At 58.9% G+C, this 19,808-nt stretch carries 12 protein-coding genes and 1 riboswitch; of the genes, 5 read left to right on the forward strand and 7 right to left on the reverse strand.

Features of this window, described 5'->3' with window-relative positions; translation table 11 throughout:
- Window positions 1-329: 329 nt before the first annotated feature.
- Entirely contained in the window at window positions 330-1,535 is a 1,206-nt protein-coding gene (locus ACZ495_RS10735) for a radical SAM protein (RefSeq protein WP_012623832.1), read from the reverse strand.
- 224 nt (window positions 1,536-1,759) lie between these two features.
- On the opposite strand from ACZ495_RS10735, the gene ACZ495_RS10740 reads away from it, so the two are divergent.
- The 5 genes from ACZ495_RS10740 (at window position 1,760) to metE (ending at window position 10,607) form a co-directional block, all read left to right on the forward strand.
- On the forward strand, window positions 1,760-2,047 hold the full coding sequence (locus ACZ495_RS10740; RefSeq protein WP_012623831.1) for an integration host factor subunit alpha: 288 nt from the start codon (window positions 1,760-1,762) through the stop codon (window positions 2,045-2,047).
- 216 nt (window positions 2,048-2,263) lie between these two features.
- Window positions 2,264-3,928, forward strand: coding sequence for an MBOAT family O-acyltransferase (locus ACZ495_RS10745; RefSeq protein WP_012623830.1), 1,665 nt, complete (start codon window positions 2,264-2,266; stop codon window positions 3,926-3,928).
- A 15-nt stretch (window positions 3,929-3,943) separates the two neighbouring features.
- On the forward strand, window positions 3,944-5,179 hold the full coding sequence (locus ACZ495_RS10750) for a hypothetical protein (RefSeq protein ID WP_464262255.1): 1,236 nt from the start codon (window positions 3,944-3,946) through the stop codon (window positions 5,177-5,179).
- A 446-nt stretch (window positions 5,180-5,625) separates the two neighbouring features.
- A complete protein-coding gene (locus ACZ495_RS10755) occupies window positions 5,626-7,665 on the forward strand; it encodes a tetratricopeptide repeat protein (protein WP_464262256.1) in 2,040 nt (679 codons plus the stop codon).
- Window positions 7,666-7,931: 266 nt separating this feature from the next.
- Window positions 7,932-8,126, forward strand: a riboswitch (cobalamin riboswitch).
- A 204-nt stretch (window positions 8,127-8,330) separates the two neighbouring features.
- A complete protein-coding gene (metE, locus tag ACZ495_RS10760) occupies window positions 8,331-10,607 on the forward strand; it encodes a 5-methyltetrahydropteroyltriglutamate--homocysteine S-methyltransferase (protein WP_394026698.1) in 2,277 nt (758 codons plus the stop codon).
- Between the two features lie 123 nt (window positions 10,608-10,730).
- Here metE and ACZ495_RS10765 read toward each other — a convergent pair whose 3' ends face one another.
- The 6 genes from ACZ495_RS10765 to alr form a co-directional block, all read right to left on the reverse strand.
- Window positions 10,731-11,231: an AbrB family transcriptional regulator gene (locus ACZ495_RS10765; RefSeq protein ID WP_072312436.1), complete on the reverse strand. Its 501-nt coding sequence runs from the start codon at window positions 11,229-11,231 to the stop codon at window positions 10,731-10,733.
- 208 nt (window positions 11,232-11,439) lie between these two features.
- Window positions 11,440-14,484, reverse strand: coding sequence for an NAD(P)(+) transhydrogenase (Re/Si-specific) subunit beta (locus tag ACZ495_RS10770; RefSeq protein ID WP_464262257.1), 3,045 nt, complete (start codon window positions 14,482-14,484; stop codon window positions 11,440-11,442).
- 53 nt (window positions 14,485-14,537) lie between these two features.
- Window positions 14,538-14,819: an NAD(P) transhydrogenase subunit alpha part 2 gene (locus ACZ495_RS10775; protein ID WP_012623826.1), complete on the reverse strand. Its 282-nt coding sequence runs from the start codon at window positions 14,817-14,819 to the stop codon at window positions 14,538-14,540.
- Between the two features lie 84 nt (window positions 14,820-14,903).
- Window positions 14,904-16,076, reverse strand: a complete 1,173-nt coding sequence (locus ACZ495_RS10780) for an NAD(P) transhydrogenase subunit alpha (RefSeq protein WP_012623825.1) — start codon at window positions 16,074-16,076, stop codon at window positions 14,904-14,906.
- Window positions 16,077-16,277: 201 nt separating this feature from the next.
- Entirely contained in the window at window positions 16,278-17,684 is a 1,407-nt protein-coding gene (locus ACZ495_RS10785; protein WP_012623824.1) for an amino acid permease, read from the reverse strand.
- Between the two features lie 227 nt (window positions 17,685-17,911).
- A complete protein-coding gene (gene alr, locus ACZ495_RS10790; protein ID WP_464262258.1) occupies window positions 17,912-19,027 on the reverse strand; it encodes an alanine racemase in 1,116 nt (371 codons plus the stop codon).
- Window positions 19,028-19,808: the final 781 nt, after the last annotated feature.

Raw genomic sequence — 19,808 nt, forward strand, 5'->3', positions numbered from 1 at the left:
CAGGAAGAGACCCGGAGGGAAAAACAGGAGGAATCAAAAAACTGATACCAGCCTAACTGCACCTATATAGCTTTTCGGTTTTTATTGCAAAACTTATTATGCCTTGGAGACATCTTCTTTAAAAAAAGCTGGATACTATTGCTGGGACCGGCAAAACAAGGAAATACAAAATATAAAAAAATATATAAAAACAATAGCGATATGCTAGCTGCCCCGGCAAGGCGTCAAAAAGGGGCAGCAAGAGAACCGGCATAGAAATGCAAAAAAGAGGCGCCGACCGTATCTGGCCGGAAGCCGAAAGGGCCGGAACCGCCCGGAGCAACTTGTAATCAGGAACAGGTGAGGGTCAAAAAGAGGGTCTGCCCGCAGACGGCATCAAAACGCGCATTTTTCGGCTCAAGCCCCAGGCCGGCCCAGGCAGGGCGCAACTCGCCCCGCGTTCCCCAGATGTATCCCTGGCAGGCTCCCGGCAGACGCAGCTCCGAAAGAACGGGAACGCAGGACGCCCCGGAAGTTTCACCCGCCGCTTCCACGGCACGGCGTACGGCGAGCAGCAGGGCGCGCCCCATAACGCGGCTGCCCAAAGACCGGTCAACAGGCCCGGCCAGCACAGCTCCGTCCAGAGCGGCTTCAGGGGCGAGTCCCATACGTATCACAGGCACATGGGCAGCCTGAGCCATCAGCCAGCCCTGCGCCAGCAGGTCCAGCGTCGCCTCAAGCGGCCACGGGCTGTATGTCCCCTGCCGCCACATACGAGCAAGGGCCGTACCTTCGAGCACCAGACAGGGGTAGAAGCGCAGCATGTCCGCTCCGGCGCGCAGGGCCTGTGGCACGTCAGCCAGAAAATCGGCAGGGGCATGCCCCGGCATGCCCGGCAAAAGCTGAACCCCCAGCGCCAGCCCCGCATCCTTCACATGGGCACAGGCGCGCAGGGCCGTAGCTCCGTCATACCCACGCGACGATGCGGCCAGCGCCGCATCGGAAAAACTCTGCACCCCCAGCTCCACACAACGGCAACCCGCCGCGCGCAGGCGTTCAAGTACCGGCGCGGTCACGCAATCCGGCCGGGTGGAGCAGCGGAAGGAACGTATCCAGCCCCGCTCAAGCGCCAGGCCCGCCAGATCAAGGCAGGCAGCCTGATCGCCATCAGGCATGGCAGTAAATGTACCACCGTAAAAAGCCAGTTCCGCGGGGGGCAGGCCGAGGGTATGGCGGCGCTCAAGATTGCCCCGCGTCTCATGCAGCAGGACATCAAGCGGCTGGACCGGAAGCGGAGGCAGGGGCGACGGCAGGGAGGCGCGCCCCGCAGCAGCGGCCGGGGCCGTGCCCGTCCGCGGCGCAAAAGCAGTGCCGGACACTGCCTCTGCCGGGCACGCCGCAGAGACGGAACCTGTCTGCACATCCTGCGCACAAAAGACGCAACGCACCGGGCAACCCCTGAAAGGAAGAAATACCGGCACGAGCGCACAAGCCTGCGCCGCAGGCAGAACCCAGGGCAGGGTTAAAGAAAAAATTCGGGCAGATACCGTTTTCATATATACTCGATGCCTGTGAAGCCATACGCGGCGCGCACTACGGCCATTCTTTCGGCAAGAAGGCAATTTTTAAGAAAAATCTTGCTCTGCCCGTTAGTTGCGTGTATTTTACACAAAAGTGCCCTTCATGTGAAGCGAGCCTTTGTTTACCATTTGGCCATACCTGTCAGGACCATGTTTGTGACAGACATACCAGCGCCACAATACGCGCCGGAGAACTCACAATGAAGAAAACTCTGACCAAAGCGGACATCGTGGAGGCCATCTACGAAGAAACCGACAAAAACCGCGTTGACGTGAAAAACGTGGTTGAAAAACTGCTGGAAATCATGAAAACGGCCATTAAAAAGGACCGTGCCCTGCTGATCAGCGGTTTCGGCAAGTTTGAATGCTATGACAAGGCCTCACGCAAAGGGCGTAACCCCAAGACTGATGAGACCATTACCCTGCCCCCGCGCAAAGTTATGGTCTTTCGTCTGTCGCGGAAGTTTCGCTCAGAACTGAATCCCTAGCCGCGCCGCAACGCCTGCGCCTTCACGGCGGACATCCGCTGGGCTCCGCAGCGAAGGCTCTTGCGTTTCTTTTACCGGCCAGCCGTTGCACGGGCAGCATTTTGCCCAGTGCTTTTTTGTGCCCAGCGTCTGCCGTAGCGGGCTTGTGCTGCTGTGGAGCTCCGGCCTTTTTTCGCCGGGGGCTTCCGGAGTCCGCGTTCCGGGGGGAGGCTGCGTATGCTGTTCAATTCCTATTCCTTTCTTTTTCTGTTTTTGCCTCTTCTGCTGCTGTGCTGGCGGCTGGCGGCGGGTTTCGGCCCCGCACGGCTGAGTCTGGTTCTGCTGCTCTTTTCCACCGTATTTTATGCCCTCTGGGGCCTTCCCTTTCTGCTGCTTCTGGCGGGCATACTTATCATGAACTACGCCTTTGCCCTGGCACTGTCCGCGCCGGAAAACGCAGCCGCGGCTGCCACCGGCACTGACGGCGCAGCTCATGCAGCGCCCCCCTATGCCGAAGACGGGACGGACGGGCAAACAACCGGCAGCCCGCGCAACCGCCGACAACTTTTCAGTAACGGCGGGCTTAAACGCCTGGGCTGCTGGGCATGCAGCCGCAAGGGACTGCTGACCCTGGCCCTGATCCTGAACCTGCTGCCTCTGCTCTGGTTCAAGTATTCATGGTTTTTCGCCCAGAACCTGGCCCTGCTTATGGGCGCGGAGTGGAATTTCACCCCGCCGGGTCTGCCGCTCGGCATTTCTTTTTACACCTTTATACAGATCGCCTGGCTCGTCAGCGTCTACCGGCGGCAGGTGACCCCCCAGGGATTTTCACGACACGCGCTTTTTTCGGCCTGTTTTCCCTACGTGATTTCCGGTCCCATCGTGCGTTATGAGCAGATGGGTCCGCAGCTTGACGAGCTTTCCGGCTCCACCTCCGAAGGGCTGGCCCAGGGATTCACCCTGTTCACCATAGGACTTGCCAAAAAAGTGCTGCTGGCCGACGGCCTGGCCGTGTACGCCAACGCCGTGTTCAATGCGGCGGAAAAAGCCTTTCCCGTCAGCGGGGCCGAGGCCTGGCTGGGTTCTTTCTGCTATACTTTTCAGCTGTACTTCGATTTTTCCGGCTATACCGATATGGCCATCGGCCTTGGCCTCATGCTGGGGCTGCGGCTGCCGGAAAACTTTGATTCGCCCTACAAGGCAACGGGCATTGTTGACTTCTGGCGGCGCTGGCACATCACCCTGAGTTCCTGGCTGCGGGACTTTCTGTACATCCCCCTGGGCGGTAACCGAAAAGGGCGGCTCATGCAGTACCGCAACCTCTTTCTGACCATGCTCATAGGTGGGGCCTGGCACGGCGCTGGCTGGACATTCATCATATGGGGCGCGCTGCACGGGGCCATGCTGAGTATCAATCACTTTTTCCGCGCCTGCATCAAGGGCAGCCTGACGGAGCGGGTTCTGGCTGCCCTGCCCTTGCGCATCTTCTTCATTTTTTTCACGTTCATGTGCATCAACCTGTGTTGGGTGGTCTTTCGCACCGTAAGCCTTGACGGTGCGGTGACCATGTACGGGGCCATGTTTGCCGGGCCTTTCACGGCTGAAGCCGCCGGCCTTGCTGCGGACCACACCGGGCTTTCGGCAATGGGTGCACTGGCCGCCCGCTGGCTGCCCAACAACTATTTTCAGGGCTGGATGCCCTTTGCCCTGCTTGGCATAAGCCTTGTGCTTGTATGGGCCTTCCCCAACAGCCACGAACTGCTGCACGGCAAGCGCGACGGCACGCGCCCGCTGCTGAGCTGGCGGCCATCAGCGGCATGGGCAACGGGCCTGGCCTGTCTGGCGTTCGTGACCCTTGTTCTGGTGTCGCGCAAGGCGACCTTCCTGTACTTTCAATTCTAGAGGGGCGGACACATCATGAGCAAAATTCTCACCGAAGCCGCCTACCTCCACCGCTACTTCCGTGTGCTGCTGCTTCTTGCCGTGGCGGCCTGCCTGCTGGTGCTGCCCTATACCGTGTGGTGGCTCTACAAAAGTGGCGACGTGGCAGTGGAACGCGCCGTGGAAGATCAGGCGGCCGGGCGCTTTGTCATTTTCGGCTCTGGCGTTTCACAGGACTTTGTGGACTACAAGCTTCAACTATATTCCAGGGTTAAACCTGAAATCGCGGCGGTCGGCTCTTCGCGTGTCATGCAGTTCCGCTCGGCCTATTTCCGCAAGTCTTCCCTCAACGTGGGCGGCACGGCGGGCAATCTTTCCGTGTTACGATCCACCATTGACGCCATGCTGGCCGAGCACAGGCCCGAGGCCCTCATCATCGGCCTGGATTTCTGGTGGTTCATGCCCCAGTGGCATCCCGATCCGTTCAAGGACGAACCGCCCACCAGTGGCTCCTACAACTACGGGCTTGAAAGCCTGAAAAAACCCTGGGGCTGGCTGCTGGAAGGCAAGGTTTCCATTCACGATTTCATTGCCCCGGTATTGCTGGAATCCGCCGGGGGCTTTCGCGCCGGACGTTACGGCATCATGGCGCAACAGACCGATGACGGTTTCGGCCCTGACGGATCGTGGTACTACACTGCCGAAACCACAGGACAAAAACGCCCCTTTGACTACCAGTTTGAAGACACCCTCACCCAGGTGCGGCACGGCATCAAGGCCTTTTTCCATGCCCGGCCCCTTGAGGGCAGCCGTGACCCTGGCGGCATAAGCTCCGCCCATGTGGACGCCTTTGCTGAAATTTACTGCCGTCTCAAATCGCGGGGCATCGCCACTTTTGTCTTTATTTCGCCCCTGTCGGTCAAAGTGCTGGACTCCATACGCCAGCGTGAGGCGGACTATCCCCACCTCTTCCATCTCAAAGAGGCCCTGATGGCGCGTGGCATAGAGGTGGTCGATTTTACCGATCCACGCACCTTCGGCTCCGGCGACTGTGAATTTATTGACGGCTTTCACGGCGGCGAAGTAACCTATGCCCGTATGCTGCGTGACATGGCCGACCGCTGGCCCGCCCTGCTGACCTACGTGAATATGGAAAAAATCAATGCAGTCATCCGCGACTGGCGCGGTCACGCCCTGGTTTTTGACGAGCGCGTGACCGACAGGACAGAAACGGACTTCAACAACTTTAACTGCCCCAAGCGCAAGCCCTAGATGTAGAGTGTCAAGGTGAAAATGCTCTGGCGGCTGCGCGAAGCTGCACCCGCCGTGTAAAGGCGCAACTACAATGCATTTGCTCTGTTACGCGCCGGAACGAAAGCTCCTTACCTTTGAAATGCCCACTCGCAAAGGTACAATGCGATAAAAAACACTGCGGCAGCACACATGTTGCGCACTTGCCGCGTAAACGGCTGCCGTGAACAGGTACGGCCTTTAGCAGCCTGTGGAAAAACCTCCGGACGCAAGGGCAGGTGTAAACCGGCCCCGCATTGGGTCAAAAACATGCACAGCGCTATCCGCAGGCTGCGCCGGCATCCGGCGTAAGGGGCATAGTGCGCCATACGCGCCTTCCGGGCGACTGCACAACGAGTTTACACTACAGGTGTGATCGTGATCCGGCCAAAGGCACAAGAACCGACAGGACGCAAACGGAAAGCAATATGCGCCGGGACAAACTCCACGACATAACGGCACCCACAGGCTCTGCAAGGTGCAAAAACAGTCCCCGCAAGGTCACCATGCCCGTATTGTGGGGGCTTGCCCCTGATGGATTTCTTTCCGCAGCCCTGCGCACTTTCAAAACCCGTCTTTTTGCCTTGCGCGCGCGTTGCCTGCATGTCCTGCCCCTGTGCGCCCTGATCCTGTGCGCCCTGCCACCGGGCGCCCCGGGTACGCACCTTGCCGCCGCATACGTATGGGGACCACGCCCGGCCCTGGCGGCGGCCGCCTCCATCCCCACGCCCACACCTGCCGAGCCTAGAGTGCATGAACCTGTTGTACCCGTTCCCACGGTCACTGTACCGACAGTTCAGGCTCCGGTGGTTCAGGCTCCGCAGCTCCAGCCCTCCGGCGGGCAGCAAAGGCCCGGATGGAGCGGATCGAGCGGGCGGAGCGACAATGCCGGGCAAGCCGCAAGCCTGCAGGACGCCGGAAATGATGGCCGGCAAGTCTCCCCCACCCGCGAAATTATGGGCTTTCTCTTTGGCGGCAACACAGGCACGGCTTCAGATAACGCAACGGCTGCCCCGCAGGACACTGCAAGCCATCCCTCAACGTCCATACGCAGCGGCAGCCTGAACAGCACAGGTCCCAATGGCGCTCCCATGCCTCCAGGCCCGATTGCCGTGCCGCCGCCGGCTCCTGTAGCGCCACCGGCTCCCGTGGCCCCTGTGGCCCCTGCCCCGGTTCCGGCCACACCCGGCAATCGTGTTCCGGCCCGGGCCGTGGCCGAAATGCAGCCACAGTCGCCTGAAGCGCAATTGCGCCAGAAGCAGCAAAATGCAGAAAGGGAACGTCAGCGGCAGGAAAAGGCACGTTGCAGTTCCCGGCCCGCCAAGGCTACGGAAACTGCCGGTCCGGAGGCCTCCCGCCCGGCGGCAGACCATGCCGGTACGCCGACTTCCGTACCGCCCCCGGCCGCAAAGGAAGAAAACACGCCCCCGGATGTGCCGGAAACCCCAAAAGCGGAAAGCCCCTTTACACCCGGCAGCCCCGAAGCACAGGCCAATGAGGCCTACCAGAAAGGTGATTTTGCCCAGGCGCGGGCCATCTGGCAGCACCTTGCGGATGGCGGCGACGGGCAGTCCATGAACAATCTGGGCGTGCTTTATGATCTCGGTCTGGGGGTAGAGCCTGACGAAGGGCGCGCCCTGCACTGGTTTGCCCAGTCTGCGGCAGCGGGGCATCCCTCAGGCATGAGCAATTACGGCCGCATGCTGGAACAGGGACGTGGCATTGAAGCCAACCCCCACGAGGCTGCCCGCTGGTTTGACCTCGCGGCCCGACAGGGCCAGCCCGAAGCCCAGTACAATCTGGGGCTTATGTATGAAAGCGGTCACGGCGTATCCCGCGACTACAAGGCCGCCGCCGCATGGTACAGCCGCGCAGCAGCCCAGCAGCAGATAGACGCGCTCGCCCGGCTGGGCCATCTCTATCGCGCCGGAGAGGGTGTGGAAAAGAATGCGGCACGAGCCACGCTTTTACTCTATGCGGCAGCCATGCGCGGCTCTGTTCATGCCATGAAAGAGCTGGAGGCCATGGCCGAAGCCTCCGGAGTACGCCACGGAGCCGTGCTTTTCGGGCAACGGCTGGATACGGCCAACCGCACGGCCATGCGCGACACGCTTTCCAGGGCCGGCATGCAGCCGTCCCGGCAGGACGATGCCTATATCTGCGACCTGTATATCCCCGGCGCCCTTGTACCCGGCGCACGGCAAATGGCTCTTTGCTACGGCCCGGGCAGGCCCGCGCCTCTGGGCTTTGTAGAACTGGAATATGCCGCCCCCCACAAGGACACCGCCCAGAGCATCATGCGCATGGTCAGTGAGCGCTTCGGGCCGCCATCCGCCGGAGAAGGGGACGACGGACACATCTGGAATCTCGGTACGGTCATCGTGGCCACGCGCTACAACCCCGCGCAACAGACGGTCAGCCTCATGTATATGGTTCCCGCCATCTACCACCTGACACGCCAGGACTAGGCCGCCGGCCCCATGGCCATGACCGCAATGGCTGCTCCGGCTGCGTCAGCGCTTGCCACGCGGCAGGCTTCTTTTTGCCTCGCGTTCCCACATCTACAGCAACGGCTGAAGCAGTTCTGCTGCTTCCATCCATAACGTCCCTTCAGGTTGCTACCGTCCTCTCCCTGCCAGAGGCGTAGACTGCGCAGCATCGGCCTGCATCCGCAACCCGCCCGGCCGTAACAGACAGAAATCTTCCGGAGGGGCTGCACCAGTCTTGACACGAATGACCGCTTATAATATCAGGTTATCTCAATATAGTGATGAGAAACGGAAAACGGTGAAAATCCGTTGCGGACGCGCCACTGTAACCGGCACACACCCCGCGCCGCGCCACTGTTCTGCTGAACGGGAAGACGCGGCCACGCGCTACATACGCGCAGGGGCCGGAAGCCAGGAGACGCCTCGTCACGGCCGCCACCCGGCGGCACGGCAGTACTGTCTCGCGTTCAGGCAAGCGCCAGGCCCGGCTTTTTAGCCGGCCAGGTCATGTGCATCCGTGATGCGCATGCCGGCAGGTTTTCGTACCTGCCGTGAAGAGGAACCGGGAGCCTCCTCCCTCTTCAGGTATAAACGCTCTCCGCGTGAAAAGACTGCCCTTTCAACACCATATGAAAGGAGCAACCATGCAGACCCACATCCTCGGCTTTCCTTCCATCGGCAGGCACCGGGAGCTCAAACTGGCTCTCGAATCCTTCTGGCGAGGTGACACGTGCGCCCAGACCCTCAAGGAAACCGCCCACAACCTTCAGCACCAGCACTGGAACATTCAGCAGCAGGCCGGACTGACCCATGTCGCCACTGGTGATTTTTCCCTGTATGACCGCATGCTGGACACAAGCATCATGCTCGGGGCCATCCCGTCGCGTTTTGCGCCCTGCGACCGGGGCGGCAAGGATGAGTCTGCCCGCTACTTTGCCATGGCACGCGGCGATGCCTCGCGCAACATCCCTGCCCTGGAAATGACCAAGTGGTTTGATACCAACTATCACTACCTTGTGCCGGAAATCGAACCCGATGCCGTATGGACTCCCGGTGAACATCCCGTGCTTGAAGCCACAATGCGGGCAGCCGCTTTGGGTTTCAGTCCCAAACCTGCCGTCATCGGGCCTTTTACCTGGCTGGCGCTGGCCAAAGGTCAGGCAAAGGCGGATCCCTGGGCGCGCCTGGACGAGGTTCTGGCTGCCTATGCCGCCCTCATCAGACGGCTGGCTCCCCTCTGTACCCTGATACAGATTGAAGAACCTGTGCTCGGCACAGATCTTTTGCCCGATGCTGCTGCCCAACGCTTTACTGCGGCCTATGGGGCACTCAATACAGCGGCCGGCACGGCATCATGCGGACTCATGCTCACAACCTATTTTGGCCCGCTGACGCGGCACCTGCCCCTGGCTGTAAACAGCGGTTGCGCAGCCCTGCACATCGATCTTGTGCGCGCTCCCGGGCAGCTTGACGATGTTCTGTCGGCCCTGCCCGATGGCACGGCCCTGTCCCTAGGGCTTGTGGACGGCCGCAACATCTGGAAAGCCAGCTACGCGCAGGCAACGCAGCTTGCGCAGCGCGCTGCAAAAAAGCTTGGCAGCCATCGCATCCTGCTTGGCTCTTCCTGCTCCCTTCTGCATTGCCCTGTGGATCTTGCAGAGGAAACGGAACTGCCCCCTGCTGTCAGAAACCGTATGGCCTTTGCCGTGCAAAAATGTTCGGAACTGGCCGACCTTGCAACCATTGCCTGCGGCAACGGCTCTGACCTGCTCACTGCCAATGCCGGGCAAATGGAAAGTGCCCGGCAGTACGAAGGCACCGTACTGCCTGCTGTGCGCCAACGCACGGCAGCCGTTACCCCGGCCATGCTGACCCGCCGCTCTTGCCGCAGCGCGCGACGCGCGGCTCAGAACTGGCTGGGTCTGCCCCTTCTGCCCACAACAACCATAGGCTCTTTTCCGCAAACTGCGCACATCCGCAAAACGCGACAGGCTTTCAGGCAGGGCCAGATGGACAGCCATGCCTATGAAGCGGCCATTCAGGAAGAAATAGCCGCCTGCATCAAAAAGCAGGAGGTACTGGGACTGGATGTGCTGGTTCACGGCGAAGCCGAGCGCAACGACATGGTGGAATACTTTGGCCAGCAGCTGGGCGGGTTCTGCTTTACCCGCAACGGATGGGTGCAGAGCTATGGCAGCCGCTGCGTCAAGCCGCCTGTCATTTACGGCGATGTGTACCGTAAGGAAGCCATGACGGTACGCTGGGCGCGCTATGCACAATCACTGACACAAAAACCCGTCAAAGGCATGCTTACCGGCCCGGTGACCATCCTCTGCTGGAGTTTTGTGCGCGATGACCTGCCACGTAGCGAGGTATGCCGCCAGATTGCACTGGCTATCCGCGATGAGGTGCAGGATCTTGAAAAGGCTGGAATCGGCGTTATCCAGATTGACGAGGCCGCCCTGCGGGAAGGCATGCCGCTGACCGCCGGCGAAGCTGAAAAATATCTGCAATGGGCCGTGGATGCTTTTCTTCTGGCTTCCACCGGCGTGGAAGACCGCACGCAGATACATACCCACATGTGTTACAGTGAGTTCAATGCCATTCTGCCGGCCATTGCGCGCATGGATGCGGACGTCATCAGCATCGAATCCAGCCGCAGCGGCATGGAACTGCTGGATGCCTTTACCCGTTTTCACTATGACGGGCAGGTAGGCCCCGGCGTATATGATATTCACAGCCCGCGCATCCCCACAGCCCATGAAATGGCGCGCCTGCTGCACCTGGCTCTGAAGCATATCGACAAGGATCGGCTATGGGTCAATCCGGACTGCGGTCTCAAGACCCGCCAGTGGGATGAAGCATGGCCTGCGCTGGAAAACATGATTGCCGCCGCCTTGCGTGTGCGGGCAGAACTGTAAGCGCGCAAACATGACAACACCGGCTGGAGGCAGGTATGACAATGCCTCCAGCCGGAAATTTACGGGCAGCATGCTGGCAGAAGGATATTCCGCAAGCGTGGGCACGGTTTTCCGTTTGCTGACCTACTTTATAAGGGCTGTCAGCAACTTGGCGACCAGAGGGGACAGCAGCACAATGGCGTAAATACGCACCAGGTGATACACCATCACCACAGGGGCTTCATTGCCCGCATCTCCTGCCAGAGCCACAATGGCATTGAAGCCGCCCGGGCTGGTGGCAAGATAGGCCCCCCCGGCGCTCATGCCGCCAAAGCGCATGCTCACCCAGGCGCAGAACAGGCCCGCCAGCAGTATGATGACGGTAGACAGCAGCATTATGGGCCAGGTGGAACGGATCACAGCCAGCATGTCAGGGCTGTACATATTGCCCACAATCACTCCCACGCAGCCATAGATCACATAGCGTATCCAGTGCGGTATTTCGGGTGTACTCACGGAACCGAAGGTCTTGAAAATAACCACGGCCAGCATGGCTCCTGTCATGGGGCCGCCGGGCAGATCAAAATAGTCGAACACCAGGCCGCCCGCCAGGCCCACGGCAAAAAGCACTATCAGCGTCATCATATATCCATCCTTCTCGGACCGGGCAAAAAGGCTGGCCGGGCCGCTTTTCCTGCATTCGGGCCTCCCTGTGGCCCGTCCGGCAATGCATACGCCCATTGCCGCCGCGCTTCAATGCCCCACAACGCCGAGGGGACGCCCCCCTCCAGAAGAAGAGAGCGCCCCCAGACAGCGTATCTGTTTATTCAGAGCAGGTTAATGCAAAGCTGCCCTATTTTTGAACCATGGCTATGAGCTTGTCCATAGTCGCCGAAGCATCGCCAAGCATCATGATAACGCCGGGCCTGCCATACAGGGTATTGTCCACCCCCGCATAACCGGGCTTGTCATCATAGTTGCAGATGATGATGTTTTTGGCTTCGTCGGCCTTGAGGATGGGCATGCCGTAGATGGGTGTACCTTCGGCAGTGTTGGCCGCCGGGTTCACCACGTCGTTGGCTCCGATCACTATCACAAGATCGGCCTCTGCGAACATGGGGTTCACCACGTCCATTTCAAGCAGGTTTTCGTAGTCCACATTGGCTTCGGCAAGCAGCACGTTCATGTGGCCCGGCATGCGCCCGGCAACGGGATGGATGCCGTAGCTTATCTTGGCGCCCCTGCTTTCCAGCAGGTCGGCAAGCTGCTTGACCTTGTGTTGGGCCTGAGCCAGAGCCATGCCGTAACCAGGTACGATAATGACGTTTTTTGCTTCCTTGAGCACCATGTCAACCTGATCCGCACCACCGGAAACGGCAGGTGCGGCGGCAGGCGCGGCGGGGCTTTCGCCCTGGGCATAGGCCAGCAACCTGTCAAAGGTCTTGCCGGCGTCGCCGGTCATGAGGATCACGCCCTCGCGCTCGTACAGGGGATTGGGTACCCCCGCATAGCCGGGCTTGTCGTCATAGTTGGCGATGATGATGTTGCTGCAGTCCTCAACCTTGAGGATGGGCATGCCATAGATGGGCGTGCCTTCGGCAGTGTTGGCTGCCGGGTTCACCACGTCGTTGGCCCCCACCACGATCACAAGGTCGGACTCTGCGAACATGGGGTTCACCGTGTCCATTTCGAGCAGGTGCTCATAGTCCACGTTGGCTTCGGCAAGCAGCACGTTCATATGCCCGGGCATACGCCCGGCAACGGGATGGATGCCGTAACTTACCCTGGCGCCCCTGCTTTCCAGCAGGTCGGCAAGCTGTTTGACCTTGTACTGGGCCTGGGCCAGGGCCATGCCGTAACCGGGCACGATAACCACATTTCTGGCGTTCTGCACAAGCTTTGCCGCGTCGGCTTCCCTGCTGTCCGTACCCGCGGCGGGAGCGGCCGGGCTTTCGCCCTGGGCGAAGCTCACCAGCCGGTCCACGGTTTTCGCCGCATCGCCGGTCATGAGGATCACGCCGTCACGCTCGTACAAGGGGTTGGGTACGCCCGCGTAGCCGGGCTTGTCGTCATAGTTGCAGACGATGATATTCCTGCATTCATCGGCCTTGAGGATGGGCATGCCGTAGATGGGCGTGCCTTCGGCAGTGTTGGCTGCCGGGTTCACAACGTCGTTGGCCCCGATGATCACCACAAGGTCGGACTCTGCGAACATGGGGTTCACCGTGTCCATTTCGAGCAGATTTTCATAGTCCACGTTGGCTTCGGCAAGCAGCACGTTCATATGCCCGGGCATGCGCCCGGCAACGGGGTGGATGCCGTAGCTCACCTTGACGCCCCTGCTTTCCAGCGCATCGGCAAGCAGCTTGACCTTGTGCTGGGCCTGGGCCAGGGCCATGCCATAACCGGGCACGATAACCACATTTCTGGCGTTCTGTACAAGCTTTGCGGCTTCGGCTTCCCTGCTGTCCGCACCGGCGGCGGGAGCGGCCTCGTCCGCAGGGCCGTTGCCCTGGGCATAGGCCAGCAGCCTGTCAAAGGTCTTGCCGGCGTCGCCGGTCATGAGGATCACGCCGTCACGTCCGTACAGGGGGTTGGGCACGCCCGCGTAGCCGGGTTTGTCGTCATAGTTGGCGATGATGATGTTTTTGGCTTCGTCGGCCTTGAGGATGGGCATGCCGTAGATGGGTGTGCCTTCGGCAGTGTTGGCTGCCGGGTTCACAACGTCGTTGGCGCCCACCACGATCACAAGGTCGGACTCTGCGAACATGGGGTTCACCGTGTCCATTTCGAGCAGGTGCTCATAGTCCACGTTGGCTTCGGCAAGCAGCACGTTCATATGCCCGGGCATGCGCCCGGCAACGGGGTGGATGCCGTAACTTACCCTGGCGCCCCTGCTTTCCAGCAGGTCGGCAAGCTGTTTGACCTTGTACTGGGCCTGGGCCAGGGCCATGCCGTAACCGGGCACGATAACCACATTTCTGGCGTTCTGTACAAGCTTTGCGGCTTCGCTTTCAACGGACCTGGCCGGGGCAGCAGCCCGGGCGGCAGGAGCAGCCTTTTTGGCCGGGGCCGACGGGGCCACCACAGAAGATTCGCCAAGCAGGATAGACAGCAGTTTCCTGTTCATGGCACGGCACATGATGCGCGTCAGCAGATAGCCGGACGAGCCGATAATACCGCCGATGGCCACAAGCAGGGGGTCATTGACTGCAAAACCGGCAATGGCCGCACACACGCCGCCCATTGAGTTCAGCAGCGAGATGGTGATGGGCATGTCGGCCCCGCCCACGCGGAGGGTAAAGCCGATGCCGAAGGCCGTGCCGGTGACAAACATCAAAAAGATGAAGAAACCGAACAGAAACTGCGGAAAGGCCGTGCCCATAAGCACGGAAAAACCCATAACCGCAAGAATCGCCATGATGATTTTGGTGTGATCGGGCAGAATAACGGGCTTTTGCGGCAGAATCTGGTGCAGTTTGCCCGCAGCCACAAAGGAACCGGCTATGGTAGTCATGCCCATGGCAAGCGCCAGGCAGGCGCTGCCGCGCTCAAAGGCCGAGGGCGCGCCCGTGTCGGTGAGCACAAGAAAGCTCACGATGGCCGCCGCGCCGCCGCCGATGCCATGCAAAAAGGCCACCATCTGCGGCATCTGGATCATCTTGACCTTGTTGGACAAGGTAAGACCCAGGGTCATGCCTACAGCAATGGCAAGCCACAGTGCGGGCGAGGCCAGCGAGCCGTCCTTGAACATGGTGACAAGAATGGCCAGGCCCATGGCAGAGGCGCAAAAGAGGTTGCCCCGGACCGCAGTGGGAACCTTGTTCATGAGGCGAAGGCCGAACAGGACGGCAGCCACAAGAATGCCGGCTATGATGTTGTAGGTTATTGCATTCATTTCACAGCAACCCTTTCTTCCGGTTTATGGTTGATGCAGAGGCCAGAGAAGGGCTACTTCTTTTTTCCGGCGACCATGCGCAGCATTTTGTGGGTAATGTCAAAACCGCCGAAAACGTTGACAATGGCCATGGCCACGGCAACAGCCCCCAAAAGCGTGAAAAAGGTCGAACCGGCAAGATAGGTCGCGGTTACCGCACCAAGAATGATTACGCCCGAAAGGGCGTTCATGGCCGACATCAGGGGGGTATGCAAAAGGCTCGGCACATGGCTGATGATCTTGTAGCCAAGCAGTGTTGCCACTACAAACACCGCCAGCAGGGTAAATGGGGTCATATGTCTTCCTCGGATAATATTTTTCCCGGCCTGTATGCCGGAACGCCGGACGCGGAACAGGCCGCGCCCGGCGTTCTTTAACGACTAAAGGCCCATGGCTTCACGAGCGCCACGGTGGACAATCTGCTTGTCGATGGTGCTCAGCGTGGATTCGATGATGGGGTCGGTCCTGTCCAGAACGATCTTGCCGTCCTGAGCAAGGAAGGCAAGCAACTGGTACACGTTGTTGGCAAACATCCAGGTGGAGCTTGTGGGCATCATGCCGGGGATGTTCTTGGTGCCGTCGATGGTCACGCCGTGCTTGACCACCACTTCACCGGCTTCGGTCAGCTCGCAGTTGCCGCCCTGGTCAATGGAAATGTCCACGATGCTGGAACCGGGAGCCATAGAAGCCACCATTTCCTTGGTGATCAGGATCGGGGCCAGCTTGCCGGGGATCAGGGCCGAAAGGATGATGATGTCGGCGTCCTTCACCAGGGGCTTCAGGGCCTCGCGTTCCTTGTTCAGCCATTCGTCGCTCAGGCGCTGGGCGTAGCCGCCCTCGCCAATGGCCACCTCGGCGGGCACGCCCACATCAAAGGGCTTGGCGCCAAGGCTCATGGACTGCTCGCGCGCGTCGGGCCGGATGTCCACAGCCGTGACAACAGCGCCCAGGCGCTTGGCAGTGGCCACGGCCTGAAGCCCGGCCACGCCCGTGCCGATCACCAGCACGTTGGCAGGCTTGATGACCCCCACGGCCGTACCAACCATAGGCATGAACTTGGCAAGCCGGTTGGCCGCCATAAGCACGCCCTTGTACCCGGCAACCGTGCTCATGGAGGTCAAAGCGTCCATGCCCTGAGCACGCGAAATGCGCGGAATACCATCCAGTGTAATGCTGATCACGCCCGTGGCGGCCAGCTTTTTCATCATTTCGTGGTTCACGGGAGCCGCGGGGTGCAGGAACGTGATCAGATACTGCCCGTCACGCACCATTTCCGCTTCGTGCTTGTTCACCTTGTCGTTGAACAGAGGCTCTTTCACCTTCAGGATAACGTCAGCCTTGGCAAAGATTTCCTGAACGTCCTCGATGATCTTGCCCCCGGCTTCAACATAGGCGCTGTCAGCAAAGAACGCGCCGTCGCCGGCACCCTTTTCAACAAGAACCGTGGCGCCGTCGGCAACCATCTTCTTGACGGTGTCGGGAGTCGCGGACACGCGGCGTTCGCCGTGCATGATTTCCTTCGGCACACCGATAGTCATACCCTGAAACTTCATTATAAGGCTCCTTGAAGGTAATTGTATAAACCTGTTGCATCATATACGGGCATCCAGCGTCCTGTACGCTCTCGCCCCAAACATTTCAAAGCATCTGAACATGCTGCGTCCGTTATTTTCATGCGGAGTCGATCCTCTGCAAAAAACCGGCAATGCGAAACGCACACTCGAATTTCGCGCCGCAGCATTGCTGTGTGCGCCCTAGCTTTCGGCACCAAGGCCCGGCTGCGCGTCTTTTTTGTTCCAGCCGAGCAGGTTGTAGACCACGTTAATGCCGATAATCCATATGGGACCCACTATCATGGCGATGCGGGTGGACTCACCGAGGCTGAGAATCACGTAAACGCAAACCAGCCCGGCCAGCGCGAAGTAGTTGGAGTAGGGATACCAGGGCATCTTGTATTTGACGGCAGCCGCCTCTTCAGGGCTTTTGCTCTGACGGGACTTCATCTGCACTATGATGATGGTTGCCCAAATCCACACAACCGCGAAGGTAGCCACGCTGGTTACGATAAGGAAGACTTCTTCGGGAACGATATAGTTCAGAAACACGCCGATCAGCATGATGCACGAAGACACCAAGATGCCGCGCGCGGGCACGTTCGCCCTGCTGGTCTGTGCAAAATACTGGGGGGCGCGCTTTTGCAGAGCAAGGTTGTACAGCATGCGGCCGTTACTGTAGATGCCGCTGTTGCACGAAGACAGGGCCGCCGTGGCCACCACAAAGTTGATGATGCCCGCAGCGGCGGCGATGCCGATGTTCTTGAAGGTCAGCACAAAGGGGCTGCCGTGTACGCCGATTTCGTTCCAGGGAAAGATACTCATGATAACGAAAAGAGCACCGATATAGAACAGCAGAATACGCCACAGCACCTTGTTGATGGCCGAGGGGATGGACTTTTCGGGGTTGCAGGCTTCACCGGCTGTAACGCCGATAAGCTCAATGCCCACAAAGGCGAACATGACCATTGAAAGCGCCATGAATACGCCGGTCATGCCGTTGGGCAGAAAGCCGCCTTCAAGGGCGTACAGGTTGCTGATGCCCGTGGGTACGCCACCGTGGCCGATACCGAACAGAATGATACCAAGACCGATGGCAATCATGGCGATGATGACCACAACCTTGATGAGAGCAAACCAGAACTCGAACTCGCCGAACAGCTTGACCGAGATGAGGTTGACTGTGGTCATACATACCAGCGCCAGCAACGCTGGTATCCATTGTGGCAAGTCCGGCCACCAGAAGGTGCAGTACACGCCGACCGCCGTAATTTCCGCCATGCCGGTCACGATCCACACGAACCAGTAGGTCCAGCCTGTTATGTAGCCCATGCGCGGCCCCATAAACATATTGGCATAGGCGCTGAACGAGCCTGACACGGGATAGGCCACCGCCACTTCGCCAAGCGCACGCATGACAAAGAAGATGATGATGCCGCCGATAAGATAGGACAGCAACAAGCCAGGACCGGCAGTTCTGATGGCCGTGCTCGACCCCAGAAACAGCCCCACGCCAATGGCGCCGCCAATGGCAATAAGCTGGATATGTCTCGATTCCAGCCCTCGGGTTAGATTTTCACCAGTTACACCTTTATTTTCGCTCGACATATGGTCTCCTTGCAAAACCTTGAACGAATTTGAATGCGAATCCTTTGACAACGAGGGTTTGTGAGTGGGGGGGACCTCCTTTTTCCTCTTTGGCATGTTGTGTATGTGGATTGCGGCACGAGGCACGGTCATCCGCATATGACCGTAAGTTTCATGACCGCGACAAGCAGCGGCATTCTCCTCGGGCAAGATGTTGCAAGCGGCATCAACAAAAAGGGGGAAAAGCGTTACTCCACGTATACCCTTGGCACACGTTTGCCCACCATGCAGACAACTTCATAGTTGATAGTACCCAGATGGGCGGCAATTTCATCTGCGGGCAGATCAGGCCCGCCGAAAAGAAGCACCTCGTCGCCCACGGCGGCCTGCGGCACATGGCTCACATCCACCATGCACTGGTCCATACATATACGGCCCACCACCGGGGCACGCTGCCCACGCAGCAGCACCTGCGCCTTGCGGCTCAGCATGCGCGTGTATCCGTCAGCATAGCCAATGGGGATGGTGGCAAGGCTGCTTTCTTTCTGCGTGTGATAGATGCTGCCGTAGCTCACGCCCACGCCGGGCGGAACCTGCTTGACCATGGCCAGCCGCGCCTTGAGGCGCATGACGGGACGCAGATCAATGGGCATGGGGCATTCGTCGGACGGCTTGAGGCCATAAAGAATTATCCCTGCCCGGACCATATCAAGATGACCTTCAGGCAGGGACAATATGGCGGCGCTGTTGGCACAGTGCCGGATGCCTAGTCGAATGCCCGAGGCCTCCACAGCGGCAATGGCCGCCGTAAACCGCCCGAACTGCTCAAGACAGTACGCATGGTCGGCGCTGTCGGAACTGGCAAAGTGCGTGAACATGCCTTCAAGATGCACGTTTTCAAGTCCGGCCACATATGAGCAGAACGCCGCAGCCTCTTCGGGCCGCACGCCGATTCTGGTCATGCCGGTATCCACCTTGACGTGAACCTTGACGGTGATGCCCAGGTTACTGGCCGCGGCAGACAGGGCATCGGCCTGTTCCTTGCTGAAAATGGTCTGGGTAATGTGGTTACTGACCACAAAGGCAGCAGCCTGGGGCGGCGTATAGCCGAGAATGAGAATGGGCAGGGTTATGCCCACCGCGCGCAGGGCCGCGGCCTCGTCCAGAATAGCCACGCCGAGGTAGCCCGCCCCCATGGCTACTGCCTCATGCGCCAGAGGCACGGCTCCGTGGCCGTAGCCGTCAGCCTTGATAATGGGGCAAAAGATTGTGCCTGGCTGAAGAAGCGACTTGATCTGCCGCATATTATGGCGAAAGGCCGAAAGATCTATTTCTGCCCACACGGGCCTGTCAAAACTGACCACGTTTCCTCCTGTGCCGGGCAGGCTCACTGCAACCGCCCCGGCATACGGGCTTTTTGCCCGTGCAAGACCGTCAGAAACATCAAAATAGAATACAAAAATCGGTATGTGCTTTTAGTGACATTTTAAAAAATATAGAAAAAATTATTAAAATACATAAAAACATTTTTTCAATCTGACGGCAAAAAGAACTGGCTACCGGAACCATCTCTGTAAAAGTACATACGTTTCACAATGCTGCCGTCATAGATCAGGCCGTTAGACTATGAGCAGTTGATACCATGTGAATATGGCTGTGTCCATGCTTACAAAAAATTTTGTGTACTCGCCGCCACGCTTGATTTGTTACTTTTTTAACTTTCATTCTTAATAGTATGTTAGCGCAAAATTTTTCAGTCACGATAAAGCATGTCGGCCCAAAAAGTCGTGCTGCCTGATTTTACCGGCCTCTTTTTTCCCTGAAAAAAACCACTTCTGAGCTCGAAAAAACCGCTCCATATGCTGATTACAGCCGTTCACAGGTCGAGCGTTCAACCAGTATGCGACAACCGCTCTTTCGGTAGAACTTACAAACTTTTGTAAATTTGCGCCACCATTCAATTAGCTATAAACACAACACTTTTTCCAAAGAGAGCATTTTCGCCCATCATGATGACAATTTTTTTGTTTATCAGCCCAGATGCCGTCGGCACTACGGGGGAGATTGCAGCAAAATCGCGACCCGTCAGCCGCCCTGAAGCAAAAACAGAAATGCAGATAACCCGGATCAGAAGCAGGTTGCTGT

This window comes from Desulfovibrio sp. GTC20076 (assembly GCF_055385905.1).

Bases quoted from the DNA above. Each gene is read 5' to 3' on its own strand.
- ACZ495_RS10735 (WP_012623832.1), bottom strand. From the start codon at position 1,535: ATGAAAACGGTATCTGCCCGAATTTTTTCTTTAACCCTGCCCTGGGTT.
- ACZ495_RS10740 (WP_012623831.1), top strand. From the start codon at position 1,760: ATGAAGAAAACTCTGACCAAAGCGGACATCGTGGAGGCCATCTACGAA.
- ACZ495_RS10745 (WP_012623830.1), top strand. From the start codon at position 2,264: ATGCTGTTCAATTCCTATTCCTTTCTTTTTCTGTTTTTGCCTCTTCTG.
- ACZ495_RS10750 (WP_464262255.1), top strand. From the start codon at position 3,944: ATGAGCAAAATTCTCACCGAAGCCGCCTACCTCCACCGCTACTTCCGT.
- ACZ495_RS10755 (WP_464262256.1), top strand. From the start codon at position 5,626: ATGCGCCGGGACAAACTCCACGACATAACGGCACCCACAGGCTCTGCA.
- metE (WP_394026698.1), top strand. From the start codon at position 8,331: ATGCAGACCCACATCCTCGGCTTTCCTTCCATCGGCAGGCACCGGGAG.
- ACZ495_RS10765 (WP_072312436.1), bottom strand. From the start codon at position 11,231: ATGATGACGCTGATAGTGCTTTTTGCCGTGGGCCTGGCGGGCGGCCTG.
- ACZ495_RS10770 (WP_464262257.1), bottom strand. From the start codon at position 14,484: ATGAATGCAATAACCTACAACATCATAGCCGGCATTCTTGTGGCTGCC.
- ACZ495_RS10775 (WP_012623826.1), bottom strand. From the start codon at position 14,819: ATGACCCCATTTACCCTGCTGGCGGTGTTTGTAGTGGCAACACTGCTT.
- ACZ495_RS10780 (WP_012623825.1), bottom strand. From the start codon at position 16,076: ATGAAGTTTCAGGGTATGACTATCGGTGTGCCGAAGGAAATCATGCAC.
- ACZ495_RS10785 (WP_012623824.1), bottom strand. From the start codon at position 17,684: ATGTCGAGCGAAAATAAAGGTGTAACTGGTGAAAATCTAACCCGAGGG.